The organism is Micropruina sp., assembly GCF_027492755.1.
In the GTDB taxonomy this organism is placed as follows: domain Bacteria; phylum Actinomycetota; class Actinomycetes; order Propionibacteriales; family Propionibacteriaceae; genus Micropruina.
Genome location: NZ_JAPUED010000029.1, coordinates 1 through 18816, shown reverse-complemented (window position 1 = coordinate 18816; position 18816 = coordinate 1). Strand labels below are relative to the sequence as shown.

Here is an 18816-nt window from a genome sequence, read left to right as displayed (position 1 = left end):
CGATCCCCATCGGGCACGGTCTGGGGTGCCCGATCGGGATCGATTCGGTTGGGGAGCTGCCGATCATTCCCCGACAACGGGTTTCGACAAGCTCAACCAGCGGAGACCGACATCGGTCCGCCTCGCCGTCTTGACGTATTCGAACATTCGTTCGATCATCGTCCTATGCCAATCGGTGCCGCCTCTTCGCTGGACGCGGACGCCCGCCTGGAGAGCGTCCGTCGGGTGCAGAGCGACGTCCGCTGGGCCGGTGCCCGCAGCGATCGGGCACTACCGGTACCGCCGGCGCTGTCCGGATTGTTGCCGGGCGGCGGGCTGCTACCCGGTTCGGCGTACTCGGTGTCCCCCGGTCTGCTGCTGTTGACGCTGCTGGCGGAACCCTCCCGGGCGGGCACCTGGTGCGGGGTGATCGGCCTGCCCGAACTCGGCATCGAGGCCGCCGAACAGGCCGGACTGAATCTCGACCGGGTGGCGCTGGTGCCGCGTCCGGGCGAGCGCTGGTTCGCCATCACCGCGGCCCTGGCCGAGGTGCTGCCGGTGGTCGCGGTTCGTCCCGGGAACCGGGTGCGGGAGGCCGACGCCGGCCGGCTGTCCGCCCGGCTGCGCAGCAGTGGGACGGCGCTGCTGGTTGCCGGCGCCTGGCCGCGGGTCGAGGCGACCCTGAGCATGTCGGCACCGCACTGGTCGGGGGTCGGAGCGGGGCACGGCTACCTGACCTCGCGCGATGTTCTGGTCACCGTGACCTCGAAGCGATCGCCGGCTCCCCGGCAGGCCCGAGTGGCGCTGCCGGACGCCTCCGGTGGGTTGTCGCCGGCGCCTACGCCGTCCGATTCGCATGAGGCGACTCGATCCGAGGCTCGTGAGCCGCTGCGGGTGGTGGGCTGATGACCGGGCCGGAGCCCCGGCGCTGCCTGGTGATCTGGTTCCCGGACTGGCCGGTGACCGCCTGGCAACGGGCCGAGGGGGACGCATCGGCAGAGGATCCGGTGGCGATCATGGAGACCGGAAAAGTTCTTGCCTGCTCGCCGGTCGCCCGCGCCGACGGAGTGGCCGAAGGGATGCGGCGCCGGGAAGCCCAGGCCCGGTGTCCCGGGCTGGTCGTGGCAGCAGCCGATCCCGGCCGTGACGATCGGCTTTTCAGCACCGTGCTGGACCGGCTGGAACTGGTCGCACCCGGCTTCCACAGCGTCCGTGCCGGGTTGTGCGCGATTCCCGCGCGCGGCATCGCCCGCTACTACGGCGGCGAGTCGATGGCGTCCGAGGTGCTGCTCGACGTGCTGAGCGAGATCGGGTTCCGTGACCCGCGGGTGGGGGTGGCGGACGGGTTGTTCACCGCCGAGCAGGCCGCCCGGCTGGCCACTCCCCCGGACCGGGTCAGGGTCGTCCCGTCGGGTCAGGCGGCCGCATTCCTGTCACCACTACCGGTGACGGTGCTGGGCGACGAGTCGCTGACCGTGCTGCTGCGGCGGCTCGGCGTCCGCACCTTGGGCAGCTTCGCCGGCTTGGAGGCCGGTGCCGTCCGGGAACGGTTGGGCGGCTACGGCGCCCGGTTGCACGCACTGGCCGGCGGACGGGATTCCCAGTCTCTGATTCCGCGGAAACCTCCGCCCGAACTGATCCGAGAGGCGAGTTTCGAACCACCACTGGAGTTGGTCGACCAGGTGGCCTTCTCGGTGCGCGCCGCCGCGGACGAGTTCATCGCCGCGCTGAGCACGCACCGGCTGGTGTGCACCGAGTTGCGGGTCAGCTGCACCGATTCCGATGGCCGGATCAGTGAGCGGATATGGCTGCATCCGGCGGCCTTCGACGCCGCCGCGGTGGTCGACCGGGTGCGTTGGCAGTTGGCCGGCAGCGACGGGTTGCGCGGCGGGATCACCACCGTCCGGTTGGAGCCGGTGGCGGTCGACGATGCCGCCCACCATGAGCCGGGGTTGTTCGGCGCCGGGGTGGACGAGCGGATGCACCACGCGCTCTCCCGGGTCCAGGCGATGCTGGGTCATGAGGGCGTGGTCATCCCGGTGGTCGCCGGCGGCCGCTGGCTGGCCGAGCGGCAACAGCTGGTGCCCTGGGGCGAACGGGTGGTGCCGGCCAGTTCCCGGGCCGAGCCCTGGCCGGGGTCGCTGCCGGCACCGGCCCCGGCGACGGTCTTCCCGCAACGGCATCAGGTGACCGTCCTGGACGCCGCGGACGCCGCGGTCACGGTGAGCGAGCGGGGCGAGCCGTCGGCTGAGCCGGCGGTGCTGGTGGAGGGTGCGCGACGGCGTCCGATCGAGGCCTGGGCGGGCCCGTGGCCGATCGGCGAGCGGGGTTGGGACGCCGCCCGCAGCCGGTCCGCGCACCGCTTCCAGGTCGTCGACGCCGAGCAGACCGCCTGGCTGCTGGTGCTCGAGCAGGGCGCCTGGTGGGCCGAGGGAAGGTACGACTAGGCGCTCGTTGGTCGAGCTTGTCGAGACCTGATGTGGGCGCTGGTAAGGGGTTTCGACAAGCTCAACCAGCGATGCAGCGACCAGTGACAAAGGAGGAGGCGCACGATGGGGTTCGACAATCCGGCGGTCACCTGGCGGCAGCTGGAGGGAACGCTGAGCGGCCGCAGGGTGGCTCGCGACGACGCCCCGTTCTCGTGGAAGCGCGGGCCCTATCAGCGTCCGCCGATTCAGCGACCCACGGACGCGGTGCCCTATGCCGAGTTGCACGCCCACTCGTCGTTCTCCTTCCTGGACGGCGCCTCCGGCCCGGCGGCGTTGATCGAACAGGCGGAACGGCTCGGCCTGCACGCGATGGCACTGACCGATCACGACGGTTTCTACGGGGTGGTCCGGTTCGCCGAGGCCGCCGAAGCCACCGAGGTGCGGACGGTGTTCGGGGCGGAACTCTCGCTGGACCTGCCGGCCCCGCAGAACGGACGCCCCGACCCGGCCGGAACACATCTGCTGGTGCTGGCGCGGCGCGAGGAGGGCTACCACCGGCTCGCCGCGGCGATCACCGAGGCCCAGTTGGCCGGCGCCGAGAAGGGCCGTCCCCGCTACCGGTTGGAGCGGCTCGCCGAGCGGGCCGGCGGGCATTGGGCGATTCTCACCGGCTGCCGCAAGGGCGCCGTCCGGCGAGCGCTGGCCGACGGTGACGCAGAAGCGGCCGGCAAAGCCTTGGACGAGTTGGTGGCGCTGTTCGGCCGGGACGCGGTGACCGTGGAACTGACCGATCACGGAATGCCGCTGGATTCGACGCACAACGACGTTCTGGCCGCGCTGGCCGCCGAGCGCGGATTGCCAGTGGTCGCCACCGGCAACGTCCACTACGCCCGGCCGCAGGATCAGTTGCTGGCCCAGGCGATGGCCGCCGTCCGGGCCAATCGCAGCCTCGATCAGCTCGACGGCTATCTGCCGGCCGCCGGTACCGCGTTCGTCCGGTCCGGCGCCGAGATGCGGCGGCGGTTCCGGCGCTATCCCGGTGCGGTGGAATACAGCGTCACCTTGGCCGACGAGCTCGCTTTTCCGCTGCGCAGGGCCAAGCCTGCGCTGCCCCGCCAGCAGGTTCCGGCCGGGCACACGCCGATGAGCTATTTGCGGCAACTGGTGTGGCAGGCGGTGCCGGAGAAGTATCCGGACCTGAGCCCGTCCGATGCCGAACGGATCGAACGTGAACTGGCGGTCATCGAAGCAAAGGACTTTCCGGGCTATTTCCTGATCGTCTGGGACATCGTCGCCTATGCCCGGAGTGAGGGAATTCTCTGCCAGGGCCGGGGGTCGGCGGCGAACAGTGCGGTGTGCTACCTGCTCGGCATCACCGCGGTGGACAGCATCGCCTACCAGTTGCCGTTCGAACGCTTTCTGTCGGCACTGCGCGACGAAGAGCCGGACATCGACGTGGATTTCGACTCCGATCGGCGCGAGAAGGTCATCCAGTACGTCTACGACAAGTACGGACGCGAGCGAGCGGCCCAGGTCTGCAACGTCATTCAGTACCGGCCGAAGAACGCGGTGCGCGATATCGCCGGTGCGCTCGGCTTCGGCCCCGGACAACAGGACGCCTTCTCGAAACAGATCGAACGCTGGGGGCCGCTCGCCGACGCCGACGACCACGACATTCCGCCGCAGGTGGTCGCGCTGGCCGATCAGCTGCTGAAGACCCCGCGCCATCTCGGCATCCATTCCGGCGGCATGGTGCTCACCGACCGTCCGGTCAGCGAGGTGGTGCCGATCGAGCCGGCCCGCATGGAGAAGCGCACGGTGATCCAGTGGGACAAGGACGACACCGCCTGGATGGGGCTGGTGAAATTCGATCTGCTCGGGCTCGGAATACTCGCCGCACTGCAGCACACCTTCAACCTGATTCGTGACGCGACCGGGGAGAAATGGGAACTGTCCACGATTCCCAAAGAGGAAAAGGCTGTCTACGACATGCTCTGCCGGGCGGATTCGATCGGCGTCTTCCAAGTGGAATCACGGGCCCAGATGGGTTTGTTGCCGCGGCTGCAACCCCGACGGTTCTACGACCTGGTCGTCCAGATCGCGCTGATCCGGCCAGGACCGATCCAGGGCGGGGCGGTACATCCGTTCGTCCGCCGCAAACTCGGCCGGGAACCGATCAGCTATGCCCATCCGAAGCTGGAACCGGCGCTGAAACGCACCTTGGGCGTCCCGGTGTTCCAGGAACAGTTGATGCAGATGGCGGTGGCGATCGGCGACTGCAGCGGTGAGGACGCCGACCTGTTGCGCCGGGCGATGGGTTCGAAACGCGGTGAGGAGCGGATCGAATCGCTACGAGAGAAGCTCTATGCCGGCATGGCCCGCAACGGGTTGACCGGAGACGCTGCGAAAGCCATCTACCAACAGATTCAGGCGTTCGCGAATTTCGGTTTCGCCGAATCGCATTCGCTGTCGTTCGCGCTGCTGGTCTATGCCAGTTCATGGCTCAAGCTGCACTATCCGGCGGCGTTCCTGGCCGGGCTGTTGCGGGCTCAGCCGATGGGGTTCTACTCCTCCGCCACGCTGACCGCGGACGCCGTCCGGCACGGGGTGAGCGCGCTGCGGCCCTGCCTGGCCAGGTCCGGGGCGGATCCCGTGCTGGAGGCCCTGCCCGCTGATCAGGACCCGCCCCCTCCCGCCGGTCGAGCTGGCCAAGACCCGCCTCTCGCTGGTCGAGCTTGTCGAGACCCCTCGCAATCTGGCCCCACCGGGATGGCGTCCTGCCTGGAGCGTCGCCAACCCCCGGTCGGCGACTTCGATCGGGAAGCCCCCGACGAATCGGCCGCCCATCGGCGGGACGGTCACTTCGCCGTCCGGCTCGGGCTGGCCGGCGTCCGCGGTATCGGTTCCGAGGTCGCCGAGAAGGTGGTGACCGCCCGTGAGCAGGGCGGAATGTTCACCTCGATGGAGGATCTGGTGCGCCGGACGTCGCTGACCACACAGCAGTTGGAGGCGCTGGCGGCGTCCGGGGCGTTGGAATGCCTGGGACTGACCCGGCGTGAGGCGCTGTGGCGGGCCGGCACCGCCGCCCTCGATCAGCCGGGTTTCCTGCCCGGGACGCTGCCCGAGGTGCAGCCACCGCTGTTTCCCGAGCCGTCCGCGTTCGAAACCCTGGCCGATGACCTGTGGGCCACCAGCATCTCGACCGACGACCATCCGTTGGCCCATCTACGGCCGGGGTTGGATGCCCGCGGGGTGCTGCCGTCGTCCGCGCTACGCACCGCCGAGGTCGGACGCCGGGTCGAAGTGGCCGGGGTGGTCACCCACCGGCAGCGGCCGTCCACCGCGTCCGGGATCACCTTCATGAACCTCGAGGACGAGCACGGCCTGATCAACGTGGTCTGCTCCCAGGGTGTTTGGATGCGGCACCGCCGGGTCGCCCGGGACTCGTCCGCCCTGATCGTCCGCGGCATGCTGGAGCGCTCCCCCGAGGGCGTCACCAACCTGCTGGCCGACCACTTCGAACCGCTCGGACTCAAGATCCGGGTCACCTCCCGCGACTTCCGCTGACCCGCCCGGTTCGCACATCCGGGGACGGTTCTCCCGGTCACCGGGAGTCAGGACCAGGGGGTGAGGGGGAGGCCGGTATAGCTGTCGGCGAACCACTGGGCGAGCGGGCCGCCGTCGGCGAGGGTGCGGAGTTGTTCGGTGCGGAGTTCCTCCCCGAACTCGTCGGATTCCAGGCGGTGCAGCAGATCGGTCATCCACCAGGAGAAGTGGGTCACCTGCCAAACCCGGTGCAGGCAACTCTCTTGATAGCCGTCGAGCGCCGCCTCGTCGCCGCGCAGCAAAACCCCACCCAGCCGGCGGGAGAGTTGGGTCATGTCGGCGACGGCCAGGTTGAGCCCCTTGGCGCCGGTGGGCGGGACGACGTGGGCGGCGTCCCCGCCGAGCAGCAGCCGGCCGTACCGCATCCGGCGGTGCACCACACTGCGCAACGGGGTGATCGACGACTCCAGGAACCGGCCCTCGTTGACCGGGCTGCCGGGCAGGTCCAGCCGCCGGTGCAGGTGCTCCCAGATCCGGTCCGAACTCCAGTCGGCCAGGGTGTCGCCGGCCGGCACCTGCAGGTAGAGCCGGCTCACCTCCGGGGTCCGCATGGACGCCAGCGCGAAGCCCTCGGGGTGCCGTGCGTAGATCAGTTCATGGCTGGGCGGCGCCGCCTCCACCAAAACCCCTAGCCAGGCCGCGGGGTAGCTGCGTTGCAGGGTCTGCCGTTCGGCGCCGTCCAACAGTTGCGCGGTGATGCCGTGCGCGCCGTCCACTCCGGCGACGTACCGTGCGCTGATCGTGCTCTCCCCCGCCTCGTCGCGGTAGCGCACCGCCACCCGGTCGTCGGACAGCCCGTCGAGGCCGATCACCTCGGCACCGAACCGCAGCGGCAGGCCGTCCGCCTCGCGCAGCCCGATCAGGTCCCGGACGAGCTCTCGCTGCCCGTAGACGGTGACCGTCTTGCCGGTCAGCGCGGCGAAGTCGATCCGGTCGCGCACCATCCGGTCACCGGCGTGATGCTGCAGCTGGACCCCGTCGTGCACCAGCCGGTCGGCGAGCATCCGCTCCCCCACGCCCAGTTCGACCAGCAGCTCGGCGACGGGCTGTTCGATGATGCCGGCCCGGACGCGGCCCAGCACGTAGTCGCGGGAGCGGCGCTCCAGCACCACGGCGTCGATGCCCTGCAGCTGCAGCATGCGCGCCAGCAGCAGGCCGGCCGGACCCGCGCCGACGATCGCGACATCGGTCTGGATCGGGTTCATCGGTTCCTTCCCATCGGATCAGAGGGTGCCTCGAACAGCGCCGGTGAGAACCATTCGACGAAGTAGCCCAGCGGACGGCCGTCCAGCGGCAGGGTCATCACGTATTCCCGGCCCGGGATCAGTTCGTTTTCCGAGCGGACGCCGGCCAGTTGGTTCGCCCACCGACCCGCCGGACGCCGTCCCCAGCCGGTCAGCTTCCGCGACGTCACCACCCCGGCTTCGTGCAGGGTGCGTCCGATCGGCGCCTCGGAGGTGGACAGCGTGCGCATCACGGTCTCCGGCAGCCGGTCGAGCACGCAGCTCACGCTCGAGGTGGCCCACACCTGGGACGCGCCGCGCAGCAGCACCTCGCGCACCAGCAGCGACTCCTCCGGCAGCAGTTCCAACACGTCGTGCGCCCGCCGCAACTCGGCCGCCACCGCCAGGGACGCCGTCCCGGTGTACGGGTTGGCGCCACCCGCGGCCCCCGACAGGTCATCGGTCGCCGCCACCACCCAGTGCTGCAACGGCCGCGCGGTCACCTGTTCGCCGGTCAGCACCTCGAGCGACGTGGTGGTCAGGCCGTCGCCGCGCAGCACCAGCTGCTCCAAGCGGCCCAGGCCGACCAGCCTGTCGGTCGCTCCTTTCGTGCGCCGCCAGTCAGCCAACGCGGGCGTCCAGGGCATCGCCGACCAGTTCGGCGATCCGCTCCACGTAGGGCGGCTTCAGGATCGCCACGTGGCCGCATTCCACCTCGTGAATCCGGTATTCCCCGGTCAGCACATGACGCCACCAGGCACGGTCGTCGACGTTCTCCGGGGTCAGGAACACCTCGGTCGGGCCATCCCAGGGGTGCACCCGGTACCACTCGGTGAGCCGCAGCCCGTGCTGGAAGAAGACCTGGTCGCGCACCGCCGGCCGGTACGGATACAGGCCGGCCCCGAGCAGCTGCAGCCGGGTCAGCCAGAGCTCGCGACGGCTCTGCCTGTGCCCGCCGGGAATGCGCAGTTCGGGCGCCGATCCGCCGCTGAGCCGGGCGAGCCGTCCGGGCAGCAGCGTGTCGAGCAGGACGGTGAACGCCACTTCATAGCCGCGTTCGCGCAGCAGCCGTCCGGTTTCGAGCGCGAAGAGCCCACCCAGCGAATGCCCGATCAGCACCACCCGGCCCGGTGCCTGACGTTGCTCGATCAGCCCGGCGTAGCGCTTCGCGGCCCGCCGCACCGACCAGTCCGGAACGGCGCGCCGCTCCAGCCCGCGCACCTGGAAGGCATGCACCGAATGGCTGGGGTCGAGCTTGCGGGCGAGATCGGTGAACAGATAGGCCGGTCCGCCGGCGCCCGAGAAGCAGTAGACGGGGACGCCGTCGCCCTCGCGCAGGGTGACCATCACGCCCCGCGAACGGTCGGCGGCCTGCTTGCCGGACTGTTCCCGGACGCGGACGGCGAAGGCAGCCAGCGTCGGCGCGGCGGCCAGGTCGGAGCCGCGCAGGTCGATGCCGTCCTCGGCGAGCGCGGCCAGCATCTCCTCCACCGCCAGCGAATCGCCGCCGAGTTCGGCGAAGCTCTCGTCGCGTCCGACCGTCTCCAGGTGCAGCACGTCGCACCAGACCGCCGACACCAGCGCCTCCCACTGGTCGGTCGGCACGGTCAGGTTGGACCGGACGGCGGGCGCCGGCAACGCGGCCCGGTCGACCTTGCCGCGCTCGGTACGCGGCAGCGCATCCAGCAGCACGATGGATTGCGGCACCATCCAGTCCGGTAGCCGCTGAGCCAGTTCGGCTCGCAATTGGGCCAGCGACGGCGTCCGTCGAGCCGGGTCGGGCACCACGTAACCGACCAGCCGTCCGGCATCGGCATCCGCGACCACCACCGCGTCCAGCACCACCTCGATGCCGCGCAGCGCAGCCTCGACCTCAGCCGGCTCGACCAGGTAGCCGCGGATCTTCACCGCGTCGTCCTTGCGGCCGGCCAGGGCCAGCACTCCGTCGACCACGCTGCCCCGGTCGCCGGTGCGGAACGTCCGTTCCCCGCCACGCTCGCCGAAGACCGCGGCGGTGCGTTCGGCCTCCCCCCAGTAGCCGGACGCCAGGAAGGCCGAACTCACCTCCAGCACCCCGACCTCGCCGGCCGGCAGCGGATGGCCGTCGTCGCCGACAGGAGTGATCGTCTTGCGCTGAGTGACCCGTCCGGCCGGGATCTGCCCGGACGGCAGCGGCTCGCCGGCACTGACGTGGAAGAAGCTCAGGTGCCCGGTCTCGGACGAGCCGACGTAGTTGGCGTAGTCGGCGTGTGGCAGATAGGGCCGGGCAGCGGCCACATCGCGGCCGTGGATCGGCTCGCCGCAGGTGGTCAGCAGCCGAATCGCCGGGAAGCTGTTCAGGCTCAGGCTGCCGTTCAGGTGACGCAACATGGACGGCGTGCAGTGCAGCGTGGTGATGCCGCGGGCAGCGAGCCACTCGGCGATCTCACCGACGCTTCGTTGCCGGGGATCGAAGCTCTCCACCAGGCAGCCGTTCAGCACCGCCATGAACAGCACCTCTTGGCCGGCCGCGTAGGCGGGCGGCAGCAGCATGGCGCAGACGTCGCTCGTCCGCAGCCCGAACTCCTCCCGGCTGGTGGCGGCGCCGTTGACCACCGCGGCATGGCTGAGCACCACACCCTTCGGTGCGCCGGTCGAGCCGGACGTGTACACGATCGTCGCCGGCACACTGCCGCCGGGCCGGCGGACCTCGCCCGCCCAGGGCAGCCCATCCTCCCAGAGCTGGGTCACCGGCAGGATGCCCGCGGCACCGATCTCGACAGCCAACGGCTGGAACTCGTCGTCGACGATCGTGGACGTAGCGCCGGAGGTCTGAAGGATGTGCTGTAGCCGAGCGGTGGGCAGTTGCGGATCGAGCAGCACCAGCGGCCGTCCGGCGTAGACCACGGCGACGGCCAGGGCCAACGCGCGGGCCGAGCCGCCGAGTACGGCCATCGGGGCGTCCTGGACTCCGACAGCCGCGAACTCCTGGCATAGCGCGCCCAACTCGGCGTAGCAGACCGTCGTGCCCGCGACGTCCCGAATGGCGGGAGAAGCCCCGTCAACCTGAGCGATCACTGAGTCCAGCTGATCGCACAGCGGCGCTGTGGACCACGGATCAGGCGTAGTCACAGCCGCTTTTGACGGTGCCTCCTGGGCCAACTTGAACACTCTTGTCACCACACTCTGAGAACGATCCGATGATGGTTAGGTAATGCTAACCTAAGCCGCGCCGCCACCCGAGGGAGGTTCGGACGGCGGACCATGCCAACCAGCGACAGGAGAAGCAGTGCGCACGCAAATCCAACGACCATCCGGGGGTGGGCGCCGCCAGGCCCCCCGAGCACTGGGGGGTGTAGTCGCGCTCGGTCTGGTGATGGGGACGTTCGCCGCAGCAGCACCGCTCGCCCAGGCCGCCTCGGTGACCGTCGGCAATCGAACCTTCGACGTGCAGAGCGCGAGTGTCGGCCAGGACAATTACCAGGCCGCCTATTCAGCCAAGAACAACGTGATCTGGGTCACCTCGACCACCCATAACTGGGACAGCGGCTCGCCGCGCGCCGACGTGTCGACCATCAGCAAGCTGAACCCGGCCACCATGCAGGTGACCGGCACCATCAAGCCGCGGACCCTGGACGCCGGCACGGCGACCGCGCGTCCGGAAGCGGCCTACGGCATCGCCGTCGACGACGAGAACAACCGGATCTGGACCAGCGCCACCCGCGAGGACGCCGTGGTGGTCTACGACCAGAGCACGGGCAACCGGGTCACCACCATCGGCAACGTAGGGCACAGCCGCGACATCGCCATCGATCCGTACCGCGACATCGCCTACGTCAGCGATCCCAATGGTGGCCAGATCACCAAGATCGATACCAACACCCTGCAGGTGGTCGAGACCCTCAAGGGCCTGACCACGGGCTTCTCGCCGATGTCGCTCGACCTGGTGGCGGACGCGAACACCGCGCTGCTGTACACGGTCAACCTGAACAACGGCGCGCTGGTCGAGATCAACTCGCTCACCAAGAGCACCAGGGTCGTCGCGAACACCGGTGGCGACACCGCGTCCGGCGTGGCCGTCGACCGCTCTCGCGGCCTGGCCTACGTGTCCAGCCAGGGCAGTTCGGACGTCCGGACCATCAATCTGGCGACCGGCGCGCTGGTCAACACCGCCAAGGGCTCGGCCTCGCAGCTGAACACCGCGGTCGACGCGGCGAACGGACTGGTCTACAGCACCGGCTTCGGCGGTTCCAGCGTGCTCGTCGTGGACGCCGCCACCGGCGCGCGGATCGGCGAGATCCCGGTCGGCGCCGGCCCCAACGACGTGATCGTGGCCGGCGGCACAGCGTGGGCGGTCGACCGCGCACCGGGTGGTTCGAAGGTGTGGAAGATCACCCCGCAGGGCACCGGTGACCCCGATCCGGACCCGGATCCCGATCCCGATCCGGAGAAGGCGACCGTGACCGTGGAGGGAACCCCCACCATCGGCGGCACCATCACCGTGCGCGGCACCGGATGGAAGACCGACGACGGCAAGAGCGGCTCCAAGATCGCCCTCAAGCTCGACGACGGCGCCATCGAGAAGACCGACGGCAACGACGTCTGGCAGATCATCGACGCCAACACCGACGGCACCTTCACCGCCAAGATCACCCTGCCCGACGGCACCACCAGTGGCCCCGGCGGCTCCAACCCCGCCTACACCACCGGCGCCCACGTCCTTCGCTTCCTCACCGGCTCCCTCAAGCAAGGCGACGCCCGACGCAGCGAGAAGGTCGAAATCACCGTCGGCAAGAAGACGGACCCGACGCCCACCCCGACTCCGACTCCGACGCCCACCCCGACTCCGACGCCCACCCCGACTCCGACGCCCACCCCGACACCGACCCCGGGCAGCGCCACGGTGACCGTGAAGGGCAAGGCCACCGTGGGCGGCAAGATCACGCTCGTGGGCAAGGGCTGGAAGACCGACGACGGCAAGCGCGGCTCCAAGATCGCGGTCAAGCTGGACGACGGCAAGGTCACCAAGACCGACGGCAGCGACGTCTGGCAGATCATCGAGGCCAAGGCGGACGGCACCTTCTCGACGACCGTCGTCCTGCCGAACGGCAAGACCACCGGCGAATACGGCTCCAAGCCGGCCTACAAGGCCGGTAAGCACTCGCTGCGACTGCTGACCGGATCGCTGCAGAGTGGCGACGCTCGACGCAGCGTCGAAGCCAAGTTCACCGTGGGCAAGGCGCTGCCGAAGCCCAAGGCCAAGAAGCTGCCCAGCATCTCGGGCACGGCCAAGGGCCACGAAGTGCTGACCGCGACGGCCGGTACCTGGAAGAACGCCAGCAAAGCCACCTTCAGCTACCAGTGGCTGCGCGACGGCAATGCGATCGACGGCGCGACGTCCAAGAAGTACCGGCTGACCGGTGCCGACGCGGGCGCCAAGCTCAGCGTCCGGGTCGAGGCGACCACCTCGAAGGGCGCCTGGGGTGTCGCCACCTCGAAGGCCAAGCAGGTGAGCAAGGCCCACACTCGGCTGACCGTCAACGTGACCCGCAACCAGGGCGACAGGCCGGCACGGGTACGGGTCGAGATCGGCTCCCAGGACTGGATCAAGCCGGACGGCGGTGAACTGACCATCAGCGCGAGCGGCAAGACCGTGACCGCGAAGGCGTCCGACAACTACGTCCGCGCCGACCTGCCCTGGCTGCGTCCGGGCATGGAGCACAAGGTCACCGTCACCTTCAGCGGCGATCGCGCCCTGCAGGGGTCAACGGTCAGCTTCGTCCTCCAGGTGCGCTGAGCAGGTTCACCTCGGCGAACTGACCTGAGGAGCGAGGGTGGTGGCGCAATGCGCCACCACCCTCGTTGCTTTTGGTTGGACCGCTCGTTGAGCTTGTCGAAACCCCTTGCCAACAGGCTGAAGATGGGTCTCGGCAAGCTCCACCGACGGTCTCGGGCCCCTCGTCATCCCGGCGACCGCCGGATCTCCCGCTCTGCCGCCGCACGCCGAGATCCCGGAGCAAGCCCCGGGATGACGAGTCGTGACAGCTATTCCGCGAGCGCCCAGTACCGGACGTAGTCGACCTGCATGGTGGCTGGGAGCGTGGCGGAGCCGTCCGGGGTTCCGGGGTAGGCGCCGCCCATCGCCATGTTGATGATCATGTAATAGCGCCGGTCGGGAACGTCGAAGGGCCAGCGCCCGCCGGCCGGCATTCCGGCCGGGGTGACGGTGTGGACGCGCTGGCCGTCGTGGAAGAACTCCAGACGCTCGGGCCGGATCAGCACCCCGAAGCGATGCCACTCGCCATCGTTGACCGTGCCGGTGGAGTGCCAGCGGTACTGCTCCCAGTGCGTCGGGCCGCCGTGGATGTTGCTGGAGTAGCCCCAGGCGCCGTTCACCGTCTCCATCACGTCGATCTCTCCGCCGTCCGGCCAAGGCTCCCCCTGGGAACGCAGCCAGAACGCCGGCCACAGCCCGGACGCCGGCTGCGTCGGCAGCTTCACCCGCGCCTCGACGTAGCCGTAACCGACGCTCACCCGGTCCCGGCTGACCAGTCGCGCGGAGGTGTAGGGAGAGGCCGAGTCGGCTCCGCCGGGCCGGGTGACGATGCGCAGCGTGCCGTCGTCGGCGATGAACGAGTTCGCCCGCGCGGCGGTGTACTCCTGCAACTCGGCATTGCCCCAGCCGGTGGCGCCGAGCTCGAATCCCCAATTGACGGCGTTCGGCCGGCCGTCCGTTGTGGGCGAGAACTCGTCCTGCCAGGTCAGCGGCCCACACGTCGGCCCGACCGGGCACCGGGTGCCGGCGGGCACTGCGGCAGCTCCGCGGATCTGCGGCGCCGACCCGACGGCTCCGTTGACCAGCAGCGCCGCGGCTGCAGCCGTCGCCAACGCGGTGCCGGCGATCGCCAGCCGTCCGCGTTGCCGGGGGCGCCTCATGCGTCAGCGTGGACGGGAGCGCCGATCCCCTGACTGCGGAACCAGGCAGCGGTTGCGGCCAGGCCCTCGGTGAGCGGCACCTCAGGCAGGCCCGGGAACAGCTCGCGCAACCGGGTGACATCGGCCAACGAGTGGCGGACGTCGCCCACCCGGGCCGGCTCGTGGCGCAGCTGCGGGGGTTCGGGTAGTACCGCGGCGACACTGTCGACCAGCTCCAGCAGGCTCACGCTGGTGCCGCCGGCCACGTTGACCGGCGTGGAGTGGCTGGTGCGTTCGGCAACCGCCCGGCACAGCAGCCGGGCCACCGTGCCGGCATGGACGAAGTCGCGAGTCTGCAGGCCATCGCCATGGATCGGCAGGGGGCGGCCGCGCAGTCCGGCGTCCAGGAATTTGGGGATCACCGCGGCGTAGGGATGGTCGGCGCTCTGCCGGGGTCCGTAGACGTTGAAGAACCGGAGCGCCAGCGCGGCCAGTCCGTAGCTCTGCCGGTAGGCCAGCAGGTACGACTCCGCCGCCAGTTTGGAGGCCGCGTACGGGCTGAGCGGCGCCGTCCAGTCGGTCTCGGCGATCGGTGTCGCCGGGTTGGTTCCGTACACCGCGCTGGAGGAGGCGAAGACCACCTGGGCGTCGACCTTTCGGGCCGCTTCGAGGACTTCGATGGTGCCGGTCACATTGACCTGGTGACAGCGGACGGGATCGTCGACGGACAGCGGGACGCTGCCGATCGCGGCCAGGTGCAGGACCGCGCTCACCCCGTCCATCGCGGAACCGACGACGTCGGGGTCGGTGATCGAGCCGACGATGAGGTCGGCCGGGGTGTCGGAAAGGTTCTCGCGGCGTCCGGTGCTCAGGTCGTCCAGAACCCGGACGCGGACGCCGGGGAGGTCGCGGAACAGTCGGTCGACCACGGTGGAGCCGATGAAGCCGGCACCACCGGTGACCAGCACGATCATGAGGGTGTCTCCAGGGGGTTTGGATAGCGGTCGCAAGCTTTACCCGATGATACTTAGGTTAGTCTTACCTAAATGACTTGTCCGTCCACTGAGGCCGCCGCTTCGACCCGCTCGGACGCCGTCCGTCCCGCCGTCGCCGTGGTGATCTGCGCCTATGACGAGCGTCGTTGGCCGGTTCTTGAGCAGGCTGTCGCCGAGACTGTCGATCAACTCCGCATCGGGGACGAAGCCGTCGTCGTGATTGATCACAATCCGACCCTGCTGGCCGGCGCGCGCGACGCCTGGGGATCACTTCCCGCCGTCCAGGTGCTGCCGAACAGCGGCGGACGCGGCCTGTCCGGGGGACGCAACACCGGCATCGAGCACAGTTCGGCACCGGTGGTGGCCTTCCTCGACGACGACGCGGTCCCCCGCGCCGGCTGGCTGGATGCGCTCGGCGCGCGGTTCGCCGAGGCAAACGTCGCTGCCGTCGGCGGAGCGGTCCAGCCACGCTGGGAGGCAGGTGCGCCACCACGTTGGTTCCCCGACGAGTTCGGCTGGGTCGTGGGTTGCGACTATCGCGGCCTGCCGGGTGACGGTGCGCCGATCCGGAACCCGATCGGCGCCAACATGGCGATCGCCCGGGACGCCTTCGACGCCGCGGGCGGCTTCTCGGAACGACTCGGACGCACCGGCGAACTGCCCACCGGTTGCGAGGAGACCGAGTTGGGCATCCGCATCCGTGCGGAACTGCCGGGCCGCGTCGTGCTCCGGGACACCGCGGCGGTGGTCGATCACCTCGTCCCCGTGGCGCGCGGAAGGCTGCGCTACTTCGTCCGTCGCTGCTGGAACGAGGGTCGCTCCAAGGCGGCACTGAGCGCTCTGGTGGGGTCGGGTGCGGCGCTGGCCAGCGAGCGCGGGCACGCGTTGCGGCTGGTGACCGAGGCGCCGGCCCGCTACCTGCGCCAGGCGGCGTCCGGTGATCTGGACGGCTTCGCCCGGGCCGGCAGTTGCCTGCTCGGGCTGGTGGTGACGGGCGCCGGCTATCTGTCCGCGCGGGCGCGTCGGGTGGCGAGCGTGACCGGTGGTGACACCGAAGCCGCTGAGCCGGCAGCAGCCCCTTTCACCCCGATTCCTCTCGTTGACCTTGATCTGACTAGCGGGGATTCTCCCAAGTCTCAACCTGTAGCTGAGGTTCAGGTACTGGTTCGCAGGCATGGCTGGCCGCTGGGACAGACACGGGTGCGGTTCGATTCCGCACCAGGTGAATTCTCCGACTGGCATGAGGCGGTGGCAGTCGCCGACCCCGAGTTGGTGGCTACCGGGGAACGGGCCAGCGCAGCAACGGCTCCCCTGCCGGCATCGTCCGAGACGGCGAGCGTGGTGATCTGCACTCTCGGCCGCAACCCGCTGTTGGTGGAGACCGTGCGCGCCGTGCTCAGTCAACGCGGACCGATGGATGAGCTGCTGGTGGTCGACAACGACCCGGGTTCGGGCGGGGTGGCCGGTTTGCTGGCCGGGATCAGCGACCCGCGGCTGCGGATCGTCGAGGAGCCGCGGCGAGGAGCCTCCCACGCACGCAACGCCGGCGCCCGGCAAGCCGGCGGAACACTGCTCGCCTTCACCGACGACGACGCGGTGCCCGATCCGGACTGGACGCTTCACCTGACCGCCGCACTCACCGCGCACCCAGGCATCGGCTGTGCGACCGGGCTGGTGCTGCCGGCCGGGTTCGAGTCCGCCGATCAACTCCGTTTCGAGGAGTACGGCGGCTTCGCCAAGGGCTACGCCACCACCTACTGGGCCCCTTCGGACGGCCCGGCGATTGAAGCGGCGCTGACCGCCTGTGCCCGGGCAGCCGGCTCGCCCACCGAGGCGATTCCCGGACGCCGCGGCGCCGCCTTCCCCTACACGGCGGGTGAGTTCGGCTCGGGCGTGGTGGCCCTGCGGGCGCAGACCTTCGCCGAGCTGGGCGGATTCGACCCGGCCCTTGGCCCGGGCACCCCCACCCACGCCGGCGAGGATCTCGATCTGTGCCGCCGGGTGTACCTGTCGGGGGCCGCGGTGGCGTATCACCCGGCAGCGATCGTCCGGCACCATCATCGCGCTGACGACGCCCAACTGCGAGCACAGATCTTCGGCTACGGCGTGGGGCTGACGGCCGCGCTGGCGAAGCTGTTGTTGACTCAGCCGCGGCACTTGGCCGGCTTCGCCGCCCGCATCCCGGCGGCGGCGCACATGCTGTTCGCGTCCGACTCCAAGAAGAACGCCGCGCTGCCGTCCGACTTCCCGGCTGAGCTGCTGCGAGCCGAACGGTTCGGCATGCTGCTCGGGCCGCTGCGCTACCTGCGCTCCCGCGGAGGCCTGCGATGACCCCCACGATCGGTGTCGTCGTGCCCGTCTATCGGGTCGAGAAGTACATCACCGGCTGTATTGCCTCGATCGGTGCGCAGACCGTCGCGCCGGACCGGCTGATCCTGGTCGATGACCGCGGCGGGGACGCGTCCATGGAACGGGCGCTGGCCGCTGCCCAGCAGGCCGGACTGCCGGTCGAGGTGGTCACCCAACCCGAGAACCGCGGGCTTTCCGCCGCCCGCAATGCCGGCCTGGCCAGGCTGGACACCGATCTGGTCTGGTTCTGCGACTCCGACGACACCGTCGAACTCGAGTTCCTCGAAGACATGCGCCGGGCACTGCTGGAATGTGACGCCCAGCTGGCCATGTGCCGAACGGCGCGGGTGAACGAGGCGGGCGAGACGCTCAGCATCGATGAGGACACGTTCGACGAACCGGTCATGTCCGGCGCCGAGTTGGCCCGGCGGTTGCTGCTCAGCGAGGCCCGCGGTTACGCCTGCAACAAACTGTTCCGGCGCGGGCTGCTCGGCGACGCGCCGTTCCCGGAGGGGCATGTCTACGAGGACGTCGCTCCGATGCTGCGGATCGCCCTCGGTGCCGAACGGGTCGCCCTGGTCGACGCGCCGCTCTACCGCTACCTGATCAACGAGACCTCCATCTCCCGACGCTTCGGCCCGCACACCCATGACCTGTTCGTCCAGGACGACCACGTGCAGACGCTGCTCGCCGGCGCCGGCGTGTTCGAGGGCAGCGAGGCCGACGCGTGGCGCTGGGCACACCTCCGCTTCCGGTATGACGGGGTGGTGTTCCCCGCGGCCAACATGGCGTTGCGAGCGAAGCTCGCCGGCGAGGACGGCGCTGAGGTAGCCGAGGTGGTCGCCGAGTCGCGCGCTCTGATCCGCTGGTCGGATCTCCCCCGACTCTGGCGCGGCGGCGCCCACCGACAGACCATCGCAGCAGCGATCCTGGCTCTGAGCCCCCGGCTGTACGCCCAGATCCTGCATCGCCGCTGACCCGGGAGGTTCTTTCGGTCGAGCCCGTCAACACCCTCTCCAACGCGTTGGCGGTCGGGCAGGCTGGTCCAGACTGTTACTCGCTCCAACCCATCAGACCTCGGTCGTCCCGGCGGAGGCCGGGATCTCATCCAGCCGGACGGCGTTCCGCAGCGATCTCGACATCGGTGACTGGTGGCGGGAGACATGTCTTGATTTCGTGTTATCACCCGAAATCCGGACGGCTTTCCCGAAACCAATGAGCGATCTCGACATCGACGCACCCTGAGTCTCTATGCCGAGCTGTTAATCCGCGACGCAACGGCCCGCTGGTCGAGCTTGTCGAGACCCCTGGCCCGCGCCGCCCCCCATTCGATCCAAGCAT

11 protein-coding genes are annotated in these 18816 nt (G+C 69.8%); 6 read left to right on the top strand and 5 right to left on the bottom strand.

Translation table 11 applies throughout. The features are described from left to right. Positions 1-165 precede the first annotated feature (165 nt). The 3 genes from Q0066_RS01755 (at position 166) to Q0066_RS01745 (ending at position 5975) form a co-directional block, all read left to right on the top strand. Positions 166-885: a hypothetical protein gene (locus Q0066_RS01755; RefSeq protein ID WP_298129457.1), complete on the top strand. Its 720-nt coding sequence runs from the start codon at positions 166-168 to the stop codon at positions 883-885. Further along, entirely contained in the window at positions 885-2426 is a 1542-nt protein-coding gene (locus Q0066_RS01750) for a DNA polymerase Y family protein (RefSeq protein ID WP_298129455.1), read from the top strand. Before Q0066_RS01755 ends, Q0066_RS01750 begins: the two co-directional genes overlap by 1 nt. Positions 2427-2531: 105 nt before the next feature. Further along, the gene (locus tag Q0066_RS01745; RefSeq protein ID WP_298129453.1) at positions 2532-5975 is read left to right on the top strand and encodes an error-prone DNA polymerase; all 3444 of its coding nucleotides are present in this window, start codon (positions 2532-2534) and stop codon (positions 5973-5975) included. Positions 5976-6022: 47 nt separating this feature from the next. On the opposite strand, the gene Q0066_RS01740 is transcribed toward Q0066_RS01745, so the two are convergent. Genes Q0066_RS01740 through Q0066_RS01730 form a run of 3 tightly spaced genes read right to left on the bottom strand, consistent with a single transcriptional unit; the run spans position 6023 to position 10294 of the window. After that, positions 6023-7219 carry a 4-hydroxybenzoate 3-monooxygenase gene (locus Q0066_RS01740; protein ID WP_298129451.1) on the bottom strand — a complete coding sequence of 399 codons (1197 nt, stop codon included), beginning with the start codon at positions 7217-7219 and terminating at the stop codon, positions 6023-6025. Then, the gene (locus tag Q0066_RS01735; RefSeq protein WP_298129449.1) at positions 7216-7884 is read right to left on the bottom strand and encodes a chorismate pyruvate-lyase family protein; all 669 of its coding nucleotides are present in this window, start codon (positions 7882-7884) and stop codon (positions 7216-7218) included. The genes Q0066_RS01740 and Q0066_RS01735 overlap by 4 nt, the downstream gene beginning before the upstream one ends. Continuing rightward, the gene (locus tag Q0066_RS01730; protein ID WP_298129447.1) at positions 7859-10294 is read right to left on the bottom strand and encodes an alpha/beta fold hydrolase; all 2436 of its coding nucleotides are present in this window, start codon (positions 10292-10294) and stop codon (positions 7859-7861) included. Before Q0066_RS01730 ends, Q0066_RS01735 begins: the two co-directional genes overlap by 26 nt. Before the next feature lie 295 nt (positions 10295-10589). Here Q0066_RS01730 and Q0066_RS01725 point away from each other — a divergent pair, with 295 nt between their 5' ends. Beyond that, positions 10590-13013 (top strand): YncE family protein, encoded by a 2424-nt coding sequence (locus tag Q0066_RS01725; protein WP_298129445.1) that lies wholly within the window; start codon positions 10590-10592, stop codon positions 13011-13013. Between the two features lie 248 nt (positions 13014-13261). On the opposite strand, the gene Q0066_RS01720 is transcribed toward Q0066_RS01725, so the two are convergent. Then, entirely contained in the window at positions 13262-14152 is an 891-nt protein-coding gene (locus tag Q0066_RS01720; RefSeq protein WP_298129443.1) for a glycoside hydrolase family 16 protein, read from the bottom strand. Continuing rightward, on the bottom strand, positions 14149-15105 hold the full coding sequence (locus Q0066_RS01715) for an NAD-dependent epimerase/dehydratase family protein (RefSeq protein WP_298129441.1): 957 nt from the start codon (positions 15103-15105) through the stop codon (positions 14149-14151). Before Q0066_RS01715 ends, Q0066_RS01720 begins: the two co-directional genes overlap by 4 nt. Positions 15106-15177: 72 nt before the next feature. Between Q0066_RS01715 and Q0066_RS01710 the strand changes: the two genes are divergently transcribed. After that, positions 15178-17457: a glycosyltransferase family 2 protein gene (locus Q0066_RS01710; protein WP_298129440.1), complete on the top strand. Its 2280-nt coding sequence runs from the start codon at positions 15178-15180 to the stop codon at positions 17455-17457. Then, positions 17454-18452, top strand: a complete 999-nt coding sequence (locus tag Q0066_RS01705; RefSeq protein ID WP_298129439.1) for a glycosyltransferase family 2 protein — start codon at positions 17454-17456, stop codon at positions 18450-18452. Before Q0066_RS01710 ends, Q0066_RS01705 begins: the two co-directional genes overlap by 4 nt. The last annotated feature ends 364 nt before the right edge of the window (positions 18453-18816 follow it).

What these genes read in the sequence shown, in the direction of transcription:
- Q0066_RS01705 (WP_298129439.1), top strand. Translation starts at nt 17,454, where the DNA reads ATGACCCCCACGATCGGTGTCGTCGTGCCCGTCTATCGGGTCGAGAAG.
- Q0066_RS01745 (WP_298129453.1), top strand. Translation starts at nt 2,532, where the DNA reads ATGGGGTTCGACAATCCGGCGGTCACCTGGCGGCAGCTGGAGGGAACG.
- Q0066_RS01715 (WP_298129441.1), bottom strand. Translation starts at nt 15,105, where the DNA reads ATGATCGTGCTGGTCACCGGTGGTGCCGGCTTCATCGGCTCCACCGTG.
- Q0066_RS01755 (WP_298129457.1), top strand. Translation starts at nt 166, where the DNA reads ATGCCAATCGGTGCCGCCTCTTCGCTGGACGCGGACGCCCGCCTGGAG.
- Q0066_RS01735 (WP_298129449.1), bottom strand. Translation starts at nt 7,884, where the DNA reads ATGCCCTGGACGCCCGCGTTGGCTGACTGGCGGCGCACGAAAGGAGCG.
- Q0066_RS01750 (WP_298129455.1), top strand. Translation starts at nt 885, where the DNA reads ATGACCGGGCCGGAGCCCCGGCGCTGCCTGGTGATCTGGTTCCCGGAC.
- Q0066_RS01710 (WP_298129440.1), top strand. Translation starts at nt 15,178, where the DNA reads ATGACTTGTCCGTCCACTGAGGCCGCCGCTTCGACCCGCTCGGACGCC.
- Q0066_RS01740 (WP_298129451.1), bottom strand. Translation starts at nt 7,219, where the DNA reads ATGAACCCGATCCAGACCGATGTCGCGATCGTCGGCGCGGGTCCGGCC.
- Q0066_RS01720 (WP_298129443.1), bottom strand. Translation starts at nt 14,152, where the DNA reads ATGAGGCGCCCCCGGCAACGCGGACGGCTGGCGATCGCCGGCACCGCG.